Below are 20994 nucleotides of genomic sequence, written 5' to 3'. Positions count from 1 at the left end.
CAGTGTGCCGAGGAGCCGACCGGCTACGACCCCCGCCGGCCGGTCGGATCCGCTTCGCCGCCTGACATTGACGCCCGCCCCCAAATAGTTGCAAAAGAAACCAATTCAGCCGGGCATACCCGGGCAACACCGGCCAACGAGCCGGATCAAGGGAGGAGAACCATGAATCCAATCAGGTTTGGACTGCCGGTCGCGGCCGCCTTCGTCGCGACGTTCTCGGCGGCGGCGCTGCTGCCGGATGCCGCAATGGCGCAGGTGTCCGACGACCTCGTCAAGATCGGCGTGCTCACCGACATGAACGGGCCGGCCTCGGCACCGACCGGCCAGGGCTCGGTGACGGCGGCGCAGATGGCGATCGACGATTTCGGCGGCACGGTGCTTGGCAAGCCGATCAGCGTCGTGATCGGCGACCACCAGCTCAAGGCCGACATCGGCGGCACGATCGCGCGGCGCTGGTACGACGTCGACCAGGTCGATCTGATCGTCGACGTGCCGGTCTCCGCGGTCGGGCTCGCGGTGCAGAACGTCGCCAACGAGAAGAAGCGGCTGTTCATCACCCACTCAACCGGCACCGCGGATTTCCACGGCAAGTTCTGCTCTCCTTATGCGATCCAATGGGTGTTCGACACCCGCGCCCTCGCGGTCGGCACCGCGGATGCGGTGGTCAAGCGCGGCGGCGACAGCTGGTTCTTCATTACCGACGACTACGCCTTCGGCCATTCGCTGGAGCGCGACGCTTCCGCCGTCGTCACCGCCAATGGCGGCAAGGTGCTGGGCTCGGTCCGGCCCCCGCTGGCGACGCCCGACCTCTCCTCCTTCGTGCTGCAGGCGCAGGCCTCCAAGGCCAAGATCATCGGCATTGCCGCCGGTCCCCCCAACAACATGAACGAGATCAAGACCGGCTCGGAGTTCGGCGTGTTCAAGGGCGGCCAGCAGATGGCGGCGCTGCTGGCGCTGATCACCGACATCCACGGCCTCGGCCTGCAGGCTGCGCAGGGCCTGCTCCTGACGACGTCGTTCTATTGGGACATGGACGACAAGACCCGCGAATGGTCGAAGCGGTATTTCGCCAAGATGAACAAGATGCCGTCGATGTGGCAGGCCGGGGTCTATTCCAGCGTGATGCACTATCTCAACGCCATCAAGGAAACCGGCACAGACGATCCGCTCAAGGTCGCCGCCAAAATGCGCGAGAAGCCGATCGAAGATTTCTTCGCCCGCAACGGCCGCTTGCGCGAGGACAATCTGATGGTGCACGACCTCTGGCTGGTGCAGGTAAAGACGCCGGAGGAGAGCAAATATCCGTGGGACTATTACAAGATCCTCACGACCATTTCCGGCGACAAGGCGTTCGGGCCGCCGGACCCGGCGTGCCCGCTCCTGAAGAAGTGAGATTGGCGAGTGGCGAATAGGGAGTAGCGAATGGACCAACTCCATTCGCTACTCACCACTCGCCATTCGCTATTTCACCACGCCGATCTCGCGAAAATACGTCATCACGCCCGGATGGATCAGCTCCGGCTTCGGCGCTGCCGCGACCGTGTTCGCGGCCGTCGTCTCGCAGGCCTGCGCGAGCCTCTTGCAGAACGTCGCCTCGACGCCGTGCAGCGTCTTGGCGAGGCGATAGGCGACATCGTCAGGCAGATCCTCGCGCGTCAGCACAAAACTCCACGAGCCGAGCGAGGCGATCGGCTCCGTTTGCTTCGGATAGCTATTGGCCGGCACGATGAGCGGCTTGAGGAACGCATGCTTGGCGCGGATGCGCGCGATCTCGTCCAGCTCAGGCGCAATGAAGCGCGCGCCTGATGCGCTCGATGCCACCGCGGCAAAGCCGGGCCAGCCGATGCCGGCGCCCCACAGCGCGGCGACGCGGCCGTCTTCGACCATCGCGGGGCCATCGCCGGCGCGGTCGAGATAGATCGCCTTGAAATCCTCGTCCTGCTTCAGGCCGAGTCCGTCAAGCACATAGCGCGCCAGGATCGGGAGGCCCGAGCCTTTGGCGCCGAAGGCCACGGGCTGTCCGACGAGATCGTGAATCGTCTTGTAGGGACTGTCCGCCCGCACCACGAACATGCCAGGGTTGGAATAGATCGCGGTGAGAATCTTCAGCGCTACCTTCGCACGGCCAATGCCGGCGAAGGCCTCATAGGCCGGCTCGCCTGCGACCAGCGCAAGATCAAGCTCGCCCTTCTCCAAAAGCGGAATGTTCTCGCTGCTGCCCTTGGTGTTGCGCGGGACGACGGAAATTTGCGGGTCGGCTGCGTTCATCACCTCTGCGAAGGCGTTGCCATAGAGTGGAAAGCCGCCGCCGGGCGTCGCGGTGCCCAAGCTGATCGTCGTGGTCGAAATGGCCGTGCCTCCGGTCTGGGCAGCAGCGGGGCCAAGGAGCAGCGCCGCACTGATGAGGATGAACGTTGCGAATCTCATGGTCGCTCCCGCGGACCTGCGTCAACACCGACTTGCGACGATGTAGGCAGCAGCCGGATTTTGTGAAAGCATGTCGCCCAAAGACAATAAAGCAATGGGAGGCGTCATGTTGCGAATTTTGCGTAATGGTGTTTTCGGGCTCGTGGTTCTTGCTACGCTTTTCGGCGCCACGCCGCGCGCCTGCGCTGCGTATCCCGACCGTCCCGTGCACTGGCTGATCGGCTTTTCCGCCGGCGGCCCGGTCGACATCGTGGCGCGGATCATGGCGCAGTGGCTGTCGGACCGCCTCGGCCAGCAATTCATCGTCGAGAACCGGACCGGCTCCGGCGGCAACATCGCGGCCGCCGCCGCGATCAATTCGCCGCCGGACGGCTACACGCTGCTGTTCGTCGCCCCCAACAATGCGATCTCGACCTCGCTCTACAAGAAGCTGCCGTTCGACTTCCTGCGCGACACCGTGCCGGTCGCCAGCATCATGCAGCTCACCAACATGCTGGTCGTCTCCAACGCGTTTCCGGCGAAGACGGTTCAGGAGTTCATCGACTATTGCAAGGCCAATCCCGGCAAGGTCTCCTTTGCCTCCTCCGGCAACGGCACCTCGGTGCACATGTCGGCCGAGCTGTTCAAGGTGATGACCAAATGCGACATGGTGCACGTGCCCTATCGCGGCTCGGCGATCGCCTTCCCCGACATCATCTCCAACAAGGTGCAGCTGATCTTCGACAACCTGCCCTCCGCGCTGGAGCAGGCCAAAGGCGGCAATGTCCGCGCGTTAGGGGTGACCTCGCCGCAGCGCTGGCCGAGCGTTCCCGACGTGCCCGCGATCGCCGAGACCGTGCCGGGCTTCGAAGCGGTCGGCTTCTACGGCATCTCCGCGCCGAAGGGCACCCCGACCGAGGTGATCGAGATCCTCAACAAAGCAGTGGGCGAAGCGCTGAACGACCCGAAGCTGGTGGCACGGCTGGCGGAGACCGGCGGCATCCCCAAGCCGATGACGCCGGCCGAGTTCGGCAAGCTGGTCGCGGACGAGACCGAGAAGTGGCGGAAGGTGGTCGAGTTCGCCGGCGTGTCGGTGGATTAGGGCCCCACGGCGGGCGCTGTTCCTCGCCGGCAAGACGTTCGGGGGACCGGCGGGCCCCCTCACAACAAAAGTGCGAAAACAACCCCATGCACAGTAGAAGACGTGAGCAATTTCAGCGGGTTACGGAAGCGGAAAGCCAGCCGCCGGCACATGACCGCAGAGCCGTTTGACTCGTCGGGCAAAACAATGGCAAAATGCGATTATTCCGAATCCAGCAATCCACCGAAAGGCCGCGCTTGCCACGCGGCGCCGGCGTTCCGTTGGGCAGCCAGCATTGCACCCCCGCCCCAGGCCCTGTAAACGAACCGCGCACCGTTGCCGGCCGCTTGCAAAAATGGCCGCCTCGCGGCGGGGCCTGTAGCTCAATGGTTAGAGCCGGCCGCTCATAACGGTCTGGTTGCAGGTTCGAGTCCTGCCGGGCCCACCATTGTTTTCAACTACTTGCCTCCTGGGATCCCGGCGCTTGCGATCGGGGGCCAACGAAACGACCAACGATTGCGGCTTCCGGTTACTGAGAGCTGTTGCTGCTTCTCCCAAGTAAGCAGGATGGTGATGACCATAGACACGGCGCAAAGTCTCAGGACTCATGCCCAAAAAGCCGGAAGCTTGCCATTCGCTGACACCGAGCTGCATGAGCCAGGTCGCCGCCGTGTGGCGCAGAGTGTGCGGACTGACCCCGTCCAACTTCGCAAGCTTCGAGGCAGATCGGAAAGCCGTCTTGACCGACTTCACGGGCGCGCCGTTCCACTCGACGAAATGGTGCTGCGCGATACCTTTTGCGTGCCACCGTCGCAGGTGGGCCAGCAGCCTCGTTGGAATTGGCACTGGGGGCTGCCGCTTATTCGTTGCTCGCACTCCCCTCGCTAGACGATAGAAAATCCCGTTCTCCAGATCGACAAAGGAGTTCCCCTCCTCCTTGAATGGAGAAGCGGATGCAATGGCGCCTGCGCGGGTTCCGGTATACAGGCCAATAAGAATGAAGCGAGCAAGGTGCCGCAACGGGCGCTTGTCAGTCAAAATTTTCCGGCCCGTGCCTTTTCCCCGGTGTTGGGTCTGGATTTCGCGATAACGCCAACAAACGTGGAGCAGCCTTGCAGCTTCGCTTCGCGTCAGCCATCGATCCCTCGGCTGGCCTTTTGGGGGCAGCACCACGTGAACTACCCCGCGATGGAATCCTTCTTTTGCGTGATGATTGATAGCCGCCCGAAGGTCTTCAAGATCGCGCCGAGCTCCGCCAGCACTCCCGCGCTGACGGACATATTGCCTACAACTGGAGCCAGTTACTTCGGAGAGCTTCATAGCTCCCCAAAATTCGTTCAGCCGACCTAGCCGCTCATAAAACTTCGGCTTATTGGCCTGACTTCCACCGCGATCCTCCTCATAAATTGCGATGACGTCAGCAATCGAGATCTGCGTTATGTCCCGTTCGATCCGATTGGGCTGATATTGCTCCTGGATATATTCCGCAAGGGCGGCCTGCGCTGCTCTAACCTCCGTTTCAACGCATCCTGTGCCAATTTGCCGGCCTCCATCGAGGATGATCCAAACAGCGGATCGCTTGGCCCCCGCTCGGCTCTTACGGGCTGGGCGGAGCCAGAGCCGAGGGGGTTGCTTACGACGCGGCATACTTCTCTCATTTTCTCAATCGCTCGAAGAGTCGTATAACATTTCCCGGCGGTCAACTCGATCGCCAGATGGCCTCGCCGAGCTTCACGACGAAGGCCGCTCGCTGTCATCGATCCATCAGGATAGGCCAATGCTGCCGCGACGCTCAATCTAAGCGGACTATCGAGCGAGACCGCCGATCCATGTGGAATAGAGGGACGCGGCACGCTCAGCTCCGTTGAAGTTCGAAATTGAAACTGTGGCTGCCTAGTTTCTCGATCCTAATAACATCGCCCGCCTTCGGCTTCACCTTTTCGTAGAATTCTTTTATGGCTGCACGCTCACGAAGCATCTTTTTTACCCCATCGATATCAGTGGAGACCGATGCGCGATAAGAAAACGTGACGGTGATTTCTCGAGCTGCAGCCTCTTTGTTCGGCCCTCCAATCGCTTCCTGGGGAAAGAGGTCCAAGGCATCGGCCAAGGGAAAGTAGTAGTTTCGCAAACTGCTCTGGGTCAGGCGCACCTCGCGCACGAAGATATCCTTTGCAGCATCATATCGTTTGCGCACGAGGTCGCTCTCGGCTGGGGAGAGGCAAATTTGGCTTTGCGCACCGCGCTTATGCTCATAGCTGACCGGCAGCTCGAGCTTTCTCACAGAAGAAAGGATCCAAGCCACCGGCCAGTTTGCGACGGCGGCGCGCTGGTCGGTCCCCGGCACTCGGTGAAACTGCTCGAACTTCCTGTAGTCAGCCAGATTACATGCTCTAGTGTCGATCAATTGCGCAGCGCCGACGACTTCACCTGATCCTTTGCGAACGAGGGCTACGAGACCGCGGTGTTTCGTAGCTCGTGCTCGCATTTCCCACGTCTTCTCGCCTGCAAGGATCAAGTCGATCCATGGTCGGTCGATAATCAGGCCTTTTAGTTCACCAAGAACGCTCATCAGAGTTCCTTTCAGATTAGCATTTACCTCTCACTTATAGCGGTCTAGTGTTGCGTTAGCTTAAGCGCCTTTACAATTTCGGAGGACGCCCCTTTGGTCGAGGCGGTGGGATATGTGCGCAAGTTCGGCAAGAATGGCATCGACAGGCCGGGCCAAATACGGAAGATCAAGGCTTTCGCCGCCGCAAAAGGCCTGGAGGTGAGGCAAATCTTTCAAGAAACCGACGGCTCACTTGGTGTGGAGTTAGAGGCCCGTTCTGCAGGAGAAAAACTGCTCAAGTCGGTGACGCCAGGCGACGCAATCCTCGTAACGAGCCTGGACCGTCTATTCGTGGATGTGTCGGACGCGCTGAAAACGATCCGGGAGCTCATTGATCTGGAAATTGAGATCCTTCCAATCGACATGGGGATCAACGTGGCCACGCCACCTTCCCTGCTCATCTTGCAAGCCGCCCGAACAGCCGAATTAGAGCGCCATTCGTTGCGCATCAGACGCGGGAAAAGCGCACGACGAACCACCGGTTCATTCGGAGGAGGAAAAGCGCCCTTTGGCTATGACAATGCAGACGGGCGCCTGGTCGAAAATCCCAAGCAACAATCAATGATTAGAAAGGCCATCGAACTTCATAGACGAAAAAAGATGAGCTATCGGGCCATTGCCAATTGGTTGAACCAAAGGCCTGGAATCTACGTCTCGCACGTCACCGTGGGTCGATGGATCCGGGCTGCTAATCCAGCATGATTGCCTCCCTCGGCCGCTGAGGTTGTATTCGGAGCCAGGATTCGGGTAGAGATCGAAGCAGCACGCAGGGGGAGACGATGCTTGATCGAGCAACGCAAAAATTGACGCAGCAGGAGCTTGAACGGCACCTCTGGCAGGCAGCAGATATCCTGCGCGGCCACGTCGATGCGGGGAAGTTCAAGGACTACATCTTCGCCCTTCTGTTCTATCGACGCCTTTGCGACGTCTGGGACGAGGAGTTCGAGGCGCTACTGGACCAGACCAGCAACCGCGAAGAGGCGGCTGATCCAGAAGAGCACCGCTTCCATGTTCCGCCCCAGCACCACTGGAGCGCGGTTAGGAAGCACGCCACCCAGATTGGCCAGCATCTCAACAACGCCTTCGCCGCGATCGAAGACGCTAACCTACGTCTGCGTGGCGTGTTCGGCGATGTAGACTTCGCCAATCAAGAACGCTTTCCCGACGCGCGGCTGGAGCGACTGCTTGCCCACTTTGAGAAGCATCGGCTGCGGAACAGCGACGTGTCGCCCGATATGCTTGGCGACGCCTACATGTATCTGATCGAACAGTTCGCGGAGGGCGCAGGCAAGAAGGGCGGTGAGTTCTATACGCCCCGGCAGGTGGCGAGGCTGATTGTTGAGTGCCTCGCCCCTCAGCCAGGCATGTCTATCTACGATCCGACATGCGGATCTGGCGGCATGCTGCTGGAGGCCGTCCAGCACTTGAAGAACAATCGGCAAGACCCGCGCAGCCTCTCCCTCTATGGGCAGGAAAAGGAACTGGACACTTGGGCGATCGCTCAGATCAACCTGTTCCTTCACGGTATCGATGACGCCTTCATCGCCAAGGGGGACACCATGCTCGACCCAAAGCGATACGACCCGCGTGCGCAGGAGTTCATGCCCGGCGTTGGCGCCTATGACCGGGTGATGGCCAACCCGCCTTTCTCGGCGAAGGAATGGGGTCACGAGGTCTGGATCAACGGCGATCCGTTCGGCCGCGATGTCTACGGCGTGCCGCCCAAAGGTTACGGCGACCTCGCCTTCGTCCAGCACATGATCGCCTCAATGAAAGACGGCGGCATGCTGGGCGTGGTCGTGCCGCACGGCGTGCTGTTCCGGGGCGGCGCTGAAGGCCGTATCCGCCAGGCCATGCTGGAGGCCGACATCATCGAAGCGGTGATAGGGCTGGCGCCCAACCTGTTCTACGGCGCGAGCATCCCGGCGGCCATCCTGGTTATCCGCAAGAACAAGCCCGCCGAGCGGAAAGCCAAGGTGCTGGTGGTCAACGGCGACGCCACCTTCACGCCGGGCAAGGCCCAGAACCATCTGACCGACGCCAATGTGCGGACGTTGGCCGACGCGTTCCACGGCTTCGCCGACATCGAGAAGCTGGCTCGCTTCGTGCCTATCGGCGAGATCGCGGCCAATGGCTTTAACCTGAACATCAGCCGCTACGTCCAAACCGGCGCGGACGCCGAAGCTATGGATGTCGCCGCTGAAGTGGCCAAGCTCCAAGACCTGATTGCCAAGCGCAACGAGGCCGAGGCGGTAATGTTCGGGCACCTCAAGAGACTTGGCTATGTCGGGTGAGGCGCAGGGGGGGTGGCGCGCCATGCCCTTTTCCGAGGCCGTCGCGATCAATCCAAAGCGGCAGCTCCCAAGAGAACGACAGGTGCCTTTTCTAGACATGGCGAGTTTGCCGCTCAACGGCGCAGACGTGTCGGTCCTAACCACCCGCGAGATGAGTAGCGGCGGGTCCAGATTTCAGTCTGGCGACACGCTCTTCGCCCGGATCACCCCTTCTGCCGAGAATGGAAAGCTCGGCTTCGTTCAGTCGATCAATGGCGGTCAGGTGGCGCAAGGTTCTACCGAGTTCATCGTCATGGCGGGACGCGATGGACTGACACTGTCGGAGTATGTTCGCTATCTCGCCGGTTGGTCTGAAGTCCGTGACCAAGCCATTGGATTGATGGAAGGCACGTCGGGACGTCAGCGAGTGCCGCAGTCCGCTTTCGATGAGATCGAGGTTCCCATCCCCCCGCTCGAAGAGCAGCGACGGATCGCGGAGGTGTTGCGGTCTGTGGATGAGGCAATCGAAAGGGCTCATCTTGCTACGGCGGGCGCGAAGGCCGCGCGCTTGGCGTTGCTTGCTGACCTCTTCCACCGAGCCGACTGGGAGCCCGAAAGAGCGTTGCCCACTGGTTGGCAAACTCCGCTTTTGGACCAAGTGGCGAAGCGCGGCAGCGGCCACACTCCGAACAAGCAGTTCCCAACCTACTGGGACGGAGAAGTGAAGTGGATTTCGCTCCAAGACACCAAACGGCTGGATCGCGTCTACATCGCCGACACCACCGCGACCATCACACCAGACGGACTGGCCAACTCGTCCGCCGTGCTCCATCCCGCGAGCACGGTAGTCGTGTCACGCGATGCGACAGTTGGAAAGAGTGCGATCATGATGTCGGATATGGCGGTGAGCCAACACTTCATTTCTTACACATGCGGGCCGGAGCTTTCGCCGCTTTATCTCTACTACTGGCTTCAAAGAATGAAGCCGGTGTTCGAGCGAATTGGAGCAGGCAGCACGATCAAGACCATTGGGTTACCGTTCTTCAAGACCCTCAAGATCGCGATGCCGGGCCGCGCCGAGCAAGACCAAACTGCGGAACTTCTTTGGCAAGCTGACAGACAGGTTTTTGAGGCTGAAGAAGCCGTCGTAAAGCTTCGCTCGGTGAAGGCAGTCGTGTCTTCCGATCTTCTCTCTGGCCGCGTGCGGGTGCCCGCATGAGCGAATACCGGCTCGCCGAGAAGCCAGCGCTCGATGCCCTGATAGCGATGGGCTATGTCGTGCTTCCTCCCGAGACGGCGATGGCGATGCGGCAAGAGGCGAACCGCGCCCTGCTGAAGCCGGTGCTGATGGATGCCCTTCAGGTTCTGAACGAGAGGTTGGGCGCAGAGGACGCCGAGGCGATCTACGGTGACCTGTCCACCCTGTCAGACAACGAGGAATGGCAGCGGCGCCTGCGCGGCGCCTACTCCCGGCGGTTGAAGGGCGAGGCCAAGGACAAGCCGATCGCCCTGATCGACTTCAAACGGCCCAATCGGAACCGCTACCACGTCGTGCGCCAGTTTAAAGTCGAGGCGCAGCGATCACGGATCGCCGACCTCGTGGTGTTCGTGAACGGCATACCGCTAGTCGTGATCGAGACCAAGTCTCCTCTGAAGGCGGCGGATCGATCCGGTCAGGCGTTCGAGCAGATCAAGCAGTATGAGCGCGACATCCCACGCCTGTTCTATCCCAACGCTTTCAGCATCGTCACGGACGGCGTGGCGACGCTGTATGGCGCGACCGGCGCTCCGGCGAAGTTCTATGCCCCGTGGCCTGATCCGTGGCCACGGCCCCGCGACATGTTCGTCGACGACCTAACCAAAGACCTGTGGTGTCTGCTGGAGCCGTCGCGGCTAATCGATCTATTGGCCCACTTCATCGTCTTCGAGACCGACCCCGAGAACGGGCGACGGATCAAAAAGGTCTGCCGCTATCAGCAATTTCGGGCCGTTAACAAGGCGGTGATTCGCGTGGCCGAGGGCGCCAAGAAGAAGGGTCTGATCTGGCACACTCAGGGCTCAGGGAAGAGCCTGACGATGGTGTTCCTCGCCCTGAAGCTGAAGACCCATCTGACGCTGGACGCGCTGACGCTGCAGAACCCCAACGTCCTCGTCCTGACCGACCGCATAGATCTGGACGACCAGATTTCCAAGACCTTCGTCGCATGCGGCTTGCCCAACCCTAAGCAAGCGGGCTCGGTTAGTGAACTACGCGAGGCAGTGGCGAGCGCTGGCTCGGGTCAAATTTTGCTCTCGACCATCTTTAAGTTCCAAGGCTCAAAGGAACCGATCCCAAACTCCGACAACTGGATCGTGCTCGTAGACGAATGTCATCGCACCCAGGAAAAGGACCTCGGTGCATTCCTTTCGGCGACGCTACCGGACGCCCGCTTCTTCGGTTTCACCGGCACGCCGATCAAGAACACCGACAAGGATACCTATGCGCGATTCAGCGTCCAGGGTGAGGGCTACCTTGATAAGTATGGGATTGACGACGCTGTGCGCGACGGCGCGACGGTGCCGATCCTCTACGAAGGGCGAAAAACGGACTGGTCCATCAATGAAGCCGAGATCGATATTCTGTTCGACCGATGGTTCGTGGACCTGGCGGACGACAAACGGGAGACCCTGAAGAAGAAGGGAATCTCGCTGGCGACGCTGGCCAAACACCCAGAGCGGGTGCGGCTGGTCGCTTTGGACATCTGGGAGCATTTCAAGCAGGTCTGCCAGCCGGATGGCTTCAAGGCCCAGATAGTGGTTGTAGATCGCGAAGCGGTGGTTCTGTATCGCGCCGCGCTGGCGCGGGTGATTGCTGCGGAACTGGTCAAGAGCGGTCTGGGGGAAGCGACAGCCAAGGCGAAGGCCGACGGCATGATCGCTTGCGTCTATTCAAAATCGCAGGAAGACAACAAGCCCTCCGAAGATCCGGACGTAGCCACTGTGCGAGCCGAGCTTGAAGCCCACTTCCTCGACGATGCCGCCGAGAAGGATGCCAAGAAGAGATTTAAGGCGTTCGGCATGGACCCGAGCTTCCTGATCGTATGCGACAAGTTGCTGACGGGCTTCGACGCGCCTATCGAGGCTGTGATGTATTTGGACAAGCCGCTCAAAGAGCATGGCCTGCTGCAGGCTATCGCTCGGACCAACCGCACATGTTCGGCTACACAGCCCAACGGTGCCGAGATCACCAAGCCTCACGGCCGGATCGTGGACTACATCGGAGTCACGGGTCACCTCGACGAAGCACTCGCCTCCTACCGCGCCGAGGACGTCCAGAACGCTTTGCGCGACATCGCCATTCTCCGGGCAGGTTTGCGCGAGGCGCACGCGCGTTACTCCCGTCAGAAGCGGCTGCTCGGCCTTGACCGCATGCAGGAGAAGGCGGCGGCATACGCGGTTGGCAAATTGGTCGCGGACGGCCGCGAGGATGACTGGTTTGAACTTCAGCGGCTCACCCGCAATTTTGTGCGCCTCTACGGCGATCTGTCGCCGGATCCTGGAATCTTGGATTTCACCGCAGAGGTAAAGTGGGCTGCGGCGTTCCTGCGGTTAGCGACACAGGTCATCTCCAAAGACGAGAGTCTCGACCATCGTAGCTACACGGGCAAGATCAGGGACATGCTGGAAGAGCACGTCCACGTCACCGGTCTATCCACAACCATTCAATTGCGCTCGATTACTGATCCGAACTTCACCGATGATTTCAAGACTGAAGCGAAGACCGAGGAGGAACTCCAGGAAGCATTCGTTCGCAAGGCCGCGGAGCTGCGTCGCGTCACGCGCGAACTGGTGGACAAGAACCCCGGCCAATATGGCCGGTTCTCGGAGCGGGTTCTGGAGATCATCCGCCGATTCGAGAAGGGGCAGATTGCGGCGGCTGAGGGATTGCGCGAGTTTCAAGACCTTGCTGGCGGTATCAACGCCGAGCAGGGCGCCCACGCCGAACTTGGTATCGATGAGAGGGCTTTCTCTATTCTTCGGATCCTGGAGGTCTCGGCGCCCAAGGCGAACCATGCCGCTCTGCAGGCAGCGGCGATCGCAACTGGCGCTGTCTATTCAGATGCCCAGCAAAGTCAGCCGTCGTGGTTCTTTATGGAGAGCTACAAAAGGGAACTCCGGCGGCAGGTTCGCCGTATCCTAGGCGAACACGGCGTTCCGGAGACCAAGGCGATCCGCGACGAGATCGAGACCTACGCCGTTCACGCTTATGCGGGGCCACACTGATGCCAAGCGTCCGCATCGGCCAGACCGCCATCACCTACGAGATTCGTCGGACTGCTGCGAGCTCCGAGCGTAGGATCACTGTCACGCCTGGTAGCGTTGAGGTTGTGGCCCTCACCACCGACGACGACTCGGCCATCGAAGGCTTCTTGGGTCGTAAGCGGCAATGGCTGTTCGATACCGTGCGCGAGATGGAGGAAACCGTAGCCAGTCGGCCGGTAGTCCCTCGGTTGATGACCGGGTCGAAGATACCGTTCCGAGGCCGTATGGTGCGCTTGACTGTTCGCCGCCACGACGGCGCCCATGTGGAGATCAGCTACCGGAACGGCCTGCTGGTCGATCTACCTTCATGGGTTGGATCTGATCAAGTTGAGACCATCGTAGCACATGAGCTCAAGCTGTGGCTCAAAGGACGAGTGCGACGCAATGTTGCCGAGATCTCAACGTCATATGCCGAGCGGTTTGGCCTCAAACCGCGTAGGATTCGCGTGGGTGAGATGAAGACTGGCTGGGGCGCCTGCGGGCCCGCAGGCGGCATACTTATAAACTGGACCCTTGTTTTCGCGCCCAAGAGTGTTCTGGAATACGTGGTCGTTCATGAGCTGGCGCACCTTAAGGAACGGTCTCACGATGAGAAGTTCTGGGCTCTGCTGAAACAATTGATGCCGTCCTACAGCGGACCGAAGGCATGGCTTGACGTTCACCAAGGCAGCCTCGACGCGGACTTTCTTCGCCGGTAACTCTGGCCTGATGGGTCCTACGGTTGGAGCTTACGGTGCCGATCAAACAGTCGTCGCTACGAAAACATGAACTTCAAGATGGACGCAGCTTTTAGGCGAGACTTCAAGAGCACCGCTGCCCGCCGGGGTATGGCGATGAAGGAGCTATTGGAAGCGTCATTCCGAGTAGGGTCGATAAGGAAAGTGATGCTTCCGAGGAGCGCTTCCTGCCTGAGGATTGGGACAAAAGCCACGTGTCCGCGGAGGGCCGGGTTATTCGCCCAAGTCTCAAGACTGACTTGTGGTCTGAAGCGCGCTCCGCGCGGCGGCCCTTCGGGCCGGCGTGAGGAATAGTCCCATATGTGAGAAGTTCCGAGAACTTAAAGCAAAGCGCTGCCATTGCAGCTTTTCAGATGCTCGGGCAGAATTGCGATGTCCTGGGCTGTTGGTCGGCGCCGCTTCGCGGCTGCTGACATGGCGGTTCCCTGGCCTCAACCCCTGACGAATTCGTCGGGAGTGATGAAGTGCTCATATGATACCGGATAAGGAATCATCTTGCAAACATAGTCGATTACGCCGCGCTGAACTGAGATCTCCTGCACGTTAACGGATCCACCGGGGACTAGCTTAAGCCAAATGCCCTCTGCCTCTCGATCGAACGCGTTTTGCTGCTCGTTGATGGGACGTCCATCTGCTGGAAAGAAGCGGACAAGACCGTGCCAGTGTGGATTCGAATCCCCCTTCTCCAGGAACCAGAATGCCCATATGCGGTCGGAATGACGGAGCGCCCACTTCGTCCCAAGAAGCCGCCGGTTCACGCGGCTATCAAACTCGCGCAAAAGTCTCTCAGCCGGGAGTAGGGCATAGCTCCCCTAGAAGCCGTCAATGAGCCGGAACTGTTCGTCGCCAAAGTGACGAATCGCGAAAACTGCCATTGATCGATCCAGGCTGGGATCTCGGATCGAAGCTTGGGAACGGTTCTCGAAGGATGCACGGGACTCTCTTGGAGGTCGAATTTGGGAGTCGTCGCGATACCAAAGCTCTCAGATGATCTCCAGATTGCACCTTGAAAAAAATAGTCCCGGGCAATGAATGCTCGGGGATCTTCGGAGGTCCTTTTTTCTAGGACTTCGCCTCTGCAATGCGCGAACCCGTCCTAACGGGTGAAATTTGCGCGCTATATGGAGACCCCGCGCACCAAACGGCTGCCGTCTGGGAGGACGGATGAGGGGGCCGTCGGGCGAGGTTCCAACGCCTTGGTATCGATGACGACGATCTCGTCTTTTTCCTCTTGCTGGTCGTCTTCCAAGGCCTCGAGCTGGCCGTCGTCATCATCTTCTTCCTGGTGGCCCTCCTGCATGGCCTTAATCTCCTCGGCAGTGAGATCTTGGATGACCAGCACAGGGAGCTCGTCCGATTGAAAGGAATTCTTGTCCAGACCAAGAGCCTTCCATTTGAGCGCGTGGATGCGCTCGAGGCCAGCGGCCGCCAAGGATAGCGCCTTTAGCGCAGATGCGGCCTTTAGAGCCTGCGAGGGATCCTTTTGAGCAGCCGAAAGCTGGGCCATGATTAGTTCTTCGACAATGACCGCATTTTTGTAGGCTACCTCACGAGTGGCTTTCGCTCGCGCGGTCGTCTCATCGGTGTTTGAGAGTGTTTCGGAGAAGATCTTGTCTTTGACGGCCGCGGCCATCTCTTCGGCCTTGCCGCCTTTGATAGTGCCATGTTTTGAGAAATGCGACTGAAGAGCTCGACGGCTTACTCCGAAGCGCTCTTCAAGGTCTTGAAGGGTCGCGTCGCCGGTTTCCCATAGCGCCTCGATTTCCGCCCATTTGCTAGAATCGAGTCGCGTGTATTTTCGCTTGGTAGAGGCTGGATCTGACATGTGATTTCCTAACAGTCTAGGCCGTTGGCCCGGCATCAAGATGCCGGTCTAATATGCGTTTGATCTGGACCGGCTGCCATTCGCCCCCGCGGGGGGTGCGAAGCCCCCGAGCATTTAGAGCAGCCGCCAGTCCGCTCAACGTGCTGACCCCAGCCGCTCTGATTTGCAGGATTATCGGGAGGGTATTGCTGGCGAACTGATCGGCACGAGCACTCCTTGAAGCCCTCGATTTGGCCTGTGCCACGGAGAGGTTCGTCCGATTGCCGAGCCGGACGCCGCGATCTTTGGCCGCAGATAAAGCGGCGCGCGTCCTCTGCGAGATCATTTCTCGTTCGTGCTCTGCAACCGCGCTCAGAATGTGAATGGTCAACTTGTTGGCGTGGGGCATGTCGGCAGCGACGAAATCAATCCCCGCCTCCATCAGGTTCGCAATGAAAGCCACATTCCGAGAGAGGCGATCGAGCTTGGCTATGACCAGCGTAGCTTTCTGTTTTTTGGCCGATCTTATCGCGTCACCCAACTTAGGGCGTTCGGCCCGCTTCCCACTCTCCACTTCTGTGAATTCATCAACCAACTTCCACGATCCGCCGTTCAGATAATCGGCTACGGACCTCCGTTGGGCCTCCAGACCCAAACCGGAGCGGCCCTGCTTTTCAGTGCTCACCCGGTAGTAGGCGACGAACCGTCCTTCAGCCATGCGCCAAACCTCCAAATGTAAAGAACCTAGTCGAGGGTTGTATTGACCGCTAACGGCAACTGAGCTCTGTTCAGGAACTGGGTAGAGGGGAGCCATCGGGTGCCGGAAGAGAGTCTTTTGGATGTGGCAGCGCGCTGGTGCGCCGCACGAGGGGAAGCTTGGTCGGTCAGAGGAGAGGCGGGCGACGGCGGAACCTCTGAGGTCTTTGCCGTTCAGTCTCCAGATGGTGACCGCGCCCTAAAGCTCTACAATCGGAAGTTTTCGTCGGGCGCTTTGGGCACAATAGAAAAGAAGAGGATCGATGCTCAGCTCGAGCTGGGCGTCAATGACTGTCCTTATCTGGTCGATGTGTTCGAGGGCGGAGAGTTTGAGAGTCACCTTTACTTGCTGATGAACCGCGCCCCTGGTCGCGAACTCGCCAAGCGCCTTGCAGACATCCCCAGAGACAAGATCAGGTCAATAGTAGATCAGATCGCTCAGGCTCTTATCTTTCTCCGCTCACGCGCGCTTTGCCATCGCGACGTCAAATCGGCGAACGTGTTTATTTCAGACGATTTCAATCACGCTACCCTGCTCGACCTTTCAGTAACGCGCAACGTGAACGATCCCGTTGGTCTGGGGACAGACCAAGATAATCAGTTACCGGTTGTTGCAACGGCCCGGTATTCCCCGCCTGAATACCTATTCCGCTTGCTCCAACCGACTCCGGAAGCTTGGCATGCTTTAGACATTTATCAGCTCGGAGGCCTACTCCATGACCTCATCATGCGAGAACAACTGTTCGAAGCAGAGTTCCAGAAGTCTCGGGACAACCGATATCGCTTCGCATGGATCGTCGCTACCGCTGCACCGACCGTAAACGCAACCGATGTCGATCGCGATCTGATTTTCTTGGCCCGGCGAGCACTGGATAAGGATTGGGAAAAACGATCTCTGCTCAAATTAGAAGACTTCCTAGCAGACAAAGAGAGGCAGCAGGCATTAGCACTGAATGTTCTCGGATTCGCCGGTTCACATCGAGTTGCTCCGAACACACCAAGCTTGAACGAACTAAGACGGCGGGTCGGCAAAGTGGCGGAAGCTCTCGAGCTAAGGATGCACGAGTTTCTGAAACGTCAGGGTCTGACGGCCACCCACCACAACGACGCTGGGAATAGCGATTGCTCTAGGATACTACGCTTCGCGTGGGATGCTGAAAAAGACACCCCGCTCACCGGAAAAATACAACTTACAACTGATCTCCTTTTGAAGATCACACCTCAAGGTCAGTCATTCGAATGTAAGGCATCTTTGCAGAGCAACATCAATGGACTCGACGCATCGAGCGAAATTCAATTTCCAGACGTGCCGGATGATGCGGGTTCGAGCGATCAGCTAGGCGAGCAAATAGAGGCTTCGCTCGGCTCTCTTGCCACATCACTTTTGAAAGTTTCGTAGGTTTGAAGGGGGGACGGAATGTCATTATGGTGGGCTCGCCGAGAAAATCTCGATAGGGATCAAGTTGCTCTCATTGAGAATTTGTCTCTCCAAGAGAATCATCTCGTTTTGGGCCCCCCAGGATCCGGAAAAACGAACGTGCTCTTGCGCCGAGCGCAGTATGTCCGGTCTCAAGGTCTTCCGAACGTCCTGGTCCTCAGCTTCACCCGCTCCCTGACAGAGTTCATAAAGACCGGGTGTTTCGACGCGCAGGGCAGAGAAATCTTTCCACAAAGCTGTGTCAGCACTCTAGAATCGTGGATCCGCGGTCTTTACACCCAGCACGGCGCATCGCTACCGCCCACGCAGCAATCCCTTAGCGATTGGAAACGGACCCTCGCATCGGGCGCGCTGGGGTTTTCTGCTGCGGGAAAGCTCCCAAAATATGATACGCTGTTCGTGGACGAAGCCCAAGACTTGGTGGATGAAGAGGTCGAGTTGTTGTCGCAATGGGGAAACACTCTTTTTTACGTCGGTGACGCGAGGCAACAAATCTATGACCATTCGAATGGTTTGACCGCGATCAGAGCACTTCAGCAACCAAAGGAAGCGACATTGTCGTTCCACTATAGGTTAGCTCCCGAGATCTGCCGGATGGCTGACCGCATACTCGTTGCCCAAGGCGGAGCCGGGTTGGAAGCAACAAGTCAGTATAGTGGACCACGGCCCGGTCGGATTGGTGTCCATGGCCCGCTCGCTCGAGACGCGACTGTCTCGGCCGTAAAGAACAGCTTGAAAGATCAGCTTCGCGCCTATGCGGACATGATCGCGCAAGGAGATCTGCTTGGGATAATTGTGGCGCGAAGGGAAGATCGGGACTTTGTGTTCTTGCAACTCGAAAATGACCCCGAGCTGTCAGGAAAATCACAAATTGTAAGAGCCCGCGACGGCAACGATGATGATCATGATCCTGCTTTCAATCGGGACCGACCCATTTGCATTATAACGGTTCAAGGCTGCAAGGGCTTGGAATTTCGTTCTGTCCACTGGCCATTTTGTGAGGAGCTTCAGTTTTATCACCACCCTGAACACTACTACACCGTGGTAACTCGAGCGAAGACGTCCCTGGACATCTACTACGTAAATCAGTTGCCGCAGACGCTAGCTCGCGCTTATGCGCCCCCCGATGAGAAACTGTGGTGAACCGATGCTGCCTATTGTGAACTACAGCCGCGTCACAGATGACGAGTTGAACCTGCTCGTGGAAGGAGCTGCGCCTCAGCATTCGCTGCCATGGTCCATGCGTGACACGCCGATACGCCTAGGAAGCAACGAATTTGGCGTCGTATGGGCTGCCACCCGGTCAGAAATATCGATTGCCCAACCTCTAGTCATAATCGTTCGGAAAGAAGACCAGCGACGGCTATTTGGGCGCTTTTCACAGTTGAGAAGTGACCTATCGCCACTTTCAGCATGGTGTCACATCACGACGCCGGATCGGATCGACTCTGTTGATGATCTTGTGCGCTACGCTGATCTAGGCGACTACGCGGCTGCATGGGCTGGCTTAGTCGTTGCGGAGGCAATGCTTCTCGGAGATCGGCCGGTTTCGCGAATAAAGATCGCCGGCTGCATGGCCACTCAGACCTTTAGTATCGCGCGCACGGCCGCTCTATGGTTGCCGACCTCCATCTCCGACACAATGGAGAGATACGATGCAGCCTACAACTTATTTCGTTCAGAAACGAGGAAGTCTTCCAGGATCCGGAGCGCGCTCGAACCGATCTGGAGCACACTCACGGCGCTGTCCGGCGCCGTTTCACGGCAACATGATGGTCGCCTTCTGCCGTTGATAGAAGCCATTCATTTGCTTCATCTTGCGCGGCTTCACAAGGATAGCCAAGAAGCAGATGCCTTCCTGAGACCCTTGGCCCACCTATTACCCAGTGAAGTGAAAACCGACTTAGAACGTCTTTCTATTCTATCACCAGAGGACCGGGTTCGAACGTTCGACAAAGTTTTGTTGTATCTCGAAAAGGCGCCCGAAAGGGAACGCCAGCTTTTTGCGGCTTTAGCCGGATATCTGGCCACAGTAGCTGCTGGAGGGGCACCCAGTCTTGCCCTACTTTCTGCAAGTGCGCAGCGGTGGCCCGAGATTACTGCTTGGGCATACGCTTTGGGCGGCGTGGGCGAACCTGTGTTATGGACGTCGAGTTTCGATGGATTGGGGCGGCTCGTCGCCAGGGAGCTACTTCGTCCGTTGCGCCTTGATGAACCCCCCACCTCCGATTTTGCGTTAGACGAAGCCATTATTCTGTCGGATCCGCAGTTAGCGGATCCACTGGTTCACTTGCGGATCAAGCAATCACGAATTGCCACCGTCGCTTTGCACCCCGGTGTCAACCTTTCCGTGCCAATGAGTGATCAGGCGAGCCACGAAGCTTGGGACCCGCCGAAACAAAGCAGCTCCGTTAATCGCGGCGCGCCTTCTACAACCGCTCTGAACCCTCTAGCTTTATTTGCCGAAGCGATTTGGCCTTACCTGGAGGAAAAGCTCGCGGAACGGGGTGCAGAGGCAGGAAGCAGCAGAGGGAGGGTAACTAGACGCGGCTCAAATCAAGGAAGATTGCCGTTGAAGACCCCACCGAAATACTAGCTGATCACGCGCGCCCTATGTCCGACTTCCTTGAAATCATGTCCCGCTTCTGGTGCACCTGACCGGCGGACCAATGACTGACCAATGAAACGTCGCAACCAAAGGCGAACGATCGCGGTCTATCTTCACGTTATTCATCAATATTTTCAGAATAATCCGGGTCAGTCTCCCCGCTCATAACGGTCTGGTTGCAGGTTCGAGTCCTGCCGGGCCCACCAGTAAATCGATGATCATCACGACTTGGCAGGCTTTCGTTTTCCCTTGCTGCAACAGAAACGCCGCGCGCTGCCCCTCATTGCTCGCTTCAATGGTTATCAAACTCCCGCTTAACGTTCGATCTAGCGAGCCTCCCCGCAAAGTCGCGTCTTGACCAGCATCAGCCTCTGGCAAGCGAAAGAAAGGTGGGGCAGCGGCACGGCCCAGCGAGTGGTTCGGCTCGCGCTCAAGACGGAGACGAGGCCCAAGGCCATCAGCAGCATGCCAAGCCAGGTCCATCCCTGCCCGCCATCACCCGCCTCGGCGGTTGAAAAGGCGAGCGGCGTCGCCGAAGGCATCGAGGCGGCAACCACGTCACTGGCGGCCGGCGCGGCCGCCAAACGTGCATCCACGTCGACTTGGCGCGACGCGATTTCGTCCGGCGTGAGCCGGTCGGCGCGTTTGGAGAGGGGGGCCGGCGACACGTGGGTCGCAATCCCGGTAGCAAGGATGGGACCGGCATCAACCACCTGCACGGGCGCGGACGGGCTCGGCCGAGACGTATCCACCGCTGCGGAGCGCTGCAACTCCGCGCGCGCATCTACCATCGCCTTCCGCTTGCGCGCTGCGGTCTTGTTCTCTTCGGCCATGGCGACACGATAACTGGCGGCGCGATACCGAACCGGGATCTTCACCGGCTCTGTCCCTTCGGCGACCTGGAACCAGCATCTGCGCCGGCCTTCCAGCGCTGGCCGTCGGCGGTCGACCTGCCGGGCCGCGACAAGCACTTCACTT

General features: G+C 59.0%; 15 protein-coding genes, 1 tRNA gene and 1 pseudogene. 11 read left to right on the top strand and 6 right to left on the bottom strand.

The genetic code is table 11. The features are described 5' to 3' along the window. The first annotated feature begins 162 nt into the window (after window positions 1-162). Entirely contained in the window at window positions 163-1392 is a 1230-nt protein-coding gene (locus tag IVA98_RS20305) for an ABC transporter substrate-binding protein (RefSeq protein WP_247305203.1), read from the top strand. A 69-nt stretch (window positions 1393-1461) separates the two neighbouring features. Here the strand turns inward: IVA98_RS20305 and IVA98_RS20300 are convergent, their stop codons facing one another. Beyond that, a complete protein-coding gene (locus IVA98_RS20300) occupies window positions 1462-2427 on the bottom strand; it encodes a TAXI family TRAP transporter solute-binding subunit (protein ID WP_247305200.1) in 966 nt (321 codons plus the stop codon). Window positions 2428-2533: 106 nt separating this feature from the next. Between IVA98_RS20300 and IVA98_RS20295 the strand changes: the two genes are divergently transcribed. Together IVA98_RS20295 and IVA98_RS20290 are read left to right on the top strand one after the other, a co-directional pair. Next, window positions 2534-3508 carry a Bug family tripartite tricarboxylate transporter substrate binding protein gene (locus IVA98_RS20295; protein WP_247305198.1) on the top strand — a complete coding sequence of 325 codons (975 nt, stop codon included), beginning with the start codon at window positions 2534-2536 and terminating at the stop codon, window positions 3506-3508. A gap of 351 nt (window positions 3509-3859) precedes the next feature. Continuing rightward, window positions 3860-3935: transfer RNA gene (locus tag IVA98_RS20290), tRNA-Ile, on the top strand. Window positions 3936-4069: 134 nt separating this feature from the next. On the opposite strand, the pseudogene IVA98_RS20285 reads toward IVA98_RS20290, so the two are convergent. Together IVA98_RS20285 and IVA98_RS20280 are read right to left on the bottom strand one after the other, a co-directional pair. Continuing rightward, window positions 4070-4807: pseudogene (locus tag IVA98_RS20285) on the bottom strand (site-specific integrase); the annotation flags it as partial. A gap of 535 nt (window positions 4808-5342) precedes the next feature. Then, on the bottom strand, window positions 5343-6059 hold the full coding sequence (locus IVA98_RS20280; protein WP_247355384.1) for an ASCH domain-containing protein: 717 nt from the start codon (window positions 6057-6059) through the stop codon (window positions 5343-5345). Between the two features lie 93 nt (window positions 6060-6152). Between IVA98_RS20280 and IVA98_RS20275 the strand changes: the two genes are divergently transcribed. The 5 genes from IVA98_RS20275 (at window position 6153) to IVA98_RS20255 (ending at window position 13371) form a co-directional block, all read left to right on the top strand. Then, window positions 6153-6800, top strand: a complete 648-nt coding sequence (locus tag IVA98_RS20275; protein WP_247355383.1) for a recombinase family protein — start codon at window positions 6153-6155, stop codon at window positions 6798-6800. A 77-nt stretch (window positions 6801-6877) separates the two neighbouring features. Then, window positions 6878-8392, top strand: coding sequence for a type I restriction-modification system subunit M (locus IVA98_RS20270; protein WP_247355382.1), 1515 nt, complete (start codon window positions 6878-6880; stop codon window positions 8390-8392). Window positions 8393-8414: 22 nt separating this feature from the next. Continuing rightward, a complete protein-coding gene (locus IVA98_RS20265) occupies window positions 8415-9590 on the top strand; it encodes a restriction endonuclease subunit S (protein ID WP_247355381.1) in 1176 nt (391 codons plus the stop codon). Then, a complete protein-coding gene (locus tag IVA98_RS20260) occupies window positions 9587-12634 on the top strand; it encodes a type I restriction endonuclease subunit R (protein WP_247355380.1) in 3048 nt (1015 codons plus the stop codon). Before IVA98_RS20265 ends, IVA98_RS20260 begins: the two co-directional genes overlap by 4 nt. Then, on the top strand, window positions 12634-13371 hold the full coding sequence (locus tag IVA98_RS20255; protein WP_247355379.1) for a M48 family metallopeptidase: 738 nt from the start codon (window positions 12634-12636) through the stop codon (window positions 13369-13371). The genes IVA98_RS20260 and IVA98_RS20255 overlap by 1 nt, the downstream gene beginning before the upstream one ends. 1156 nt (window positions 13372-14527) lie before the next feature. On the opposite strand, the gene IVA98_RS20250 is transcribed toward IVA98_RS20255, so the two are convergent. After that, a complete protein-coding gene (locus tag IVA98_RS20250) occupies window positions 14528-15235 on the bottom strand; it encodes a hypothetical protein (protein WP_247355378.1) in 708 nt (235 codons plus the stop codon). A 16-nt stretch (window positions 15236-15251) separates the two neighbouring features. After that, window positions 15252-15932: a recombinase family protein gene (locus tag IVA98_RS20245; protein WP_247355377.1), complete on the bottom strand. Its 681-nt coding sequence runs from the start codon at window positions 15930-15932 to the stop codon at window positions 15252-15254. A 99-nt stretch (window positions 15933-16031) separates the two neighbouring features. On the opposite strand from IVA98_RS20245, the gene IVA98_RS20240 reads away from it, so the two are divergent. The 3 genes from IVA98_RS20240 to IVA98_RS20230 are packed head-to-tail and all read left to right on the top strand — an operon-like array spanning window position 16032 to window position 20004. Then, window positions 16032-17369 (top strand): protein kinase domain-containing protein, encoded by a 1338-nt coding sequence (locus IVA98_RS20240; RefSeq protein ID WP_247355376.1) that lies wholly within the window; start codon window positions 16032-16034, stop codon window positions 17367-17369. Between the two features lie 18 nt (window positions 17370-17387). Continuing rightward, window positions 17388-18551, top strand: coding sequence for an AAA family ATPase (locus tag IVA98_RS20235; RefSeq protein ID WP_256468176.1), 1164 nt, complete (start codon window positions 17388-17390; stop codon window positions 18549-18551). A gap of 4 nt (window positions 18552-18555) precedes the next feature. Continuing rightward, entirely contained in the window at window positions 18556-20004 is a 1449-nt protein-coding gene (locus IVA98_RS20230) for a hypothetical protein (protein WP_247355374.1), read from the top strand. Between the two features lie 338 nt (window positions 20005-20342). Here the strand turns inward: IVA98_RS20230 and IVA98_RS20225 are convergent, their stop codons facing one another. Further along, window positions 20343-20894 carry a hypothetical protein gene (locus tag IVA98_RS20225; protein WP_247305195.1) on the bottom strand — a complete coding sequence of 184 codons (552 nt, stop codon included), beginning with the start codon at window positions 20892-20894 and terminating at the stop codon, window positions 20343-20345. Window positions 20895-20994: the final 100 nt, after the last annotated feature.

The organism is Bradyrhizobium sp. 160 (assembly GCF_023073735.1).
Classification (GTDB): domain Bacteria; phylum Pseudomonadota; class Alphaproteobacteria; order Rhizobiales; family Xanthobacteraceae; genus Bradyrhizobium.
The sequence above is the reverse complement of the archived record's forward strand: the minus strand, read 5'-3'. Positions and strand labels throughout refer to the sequence as shown.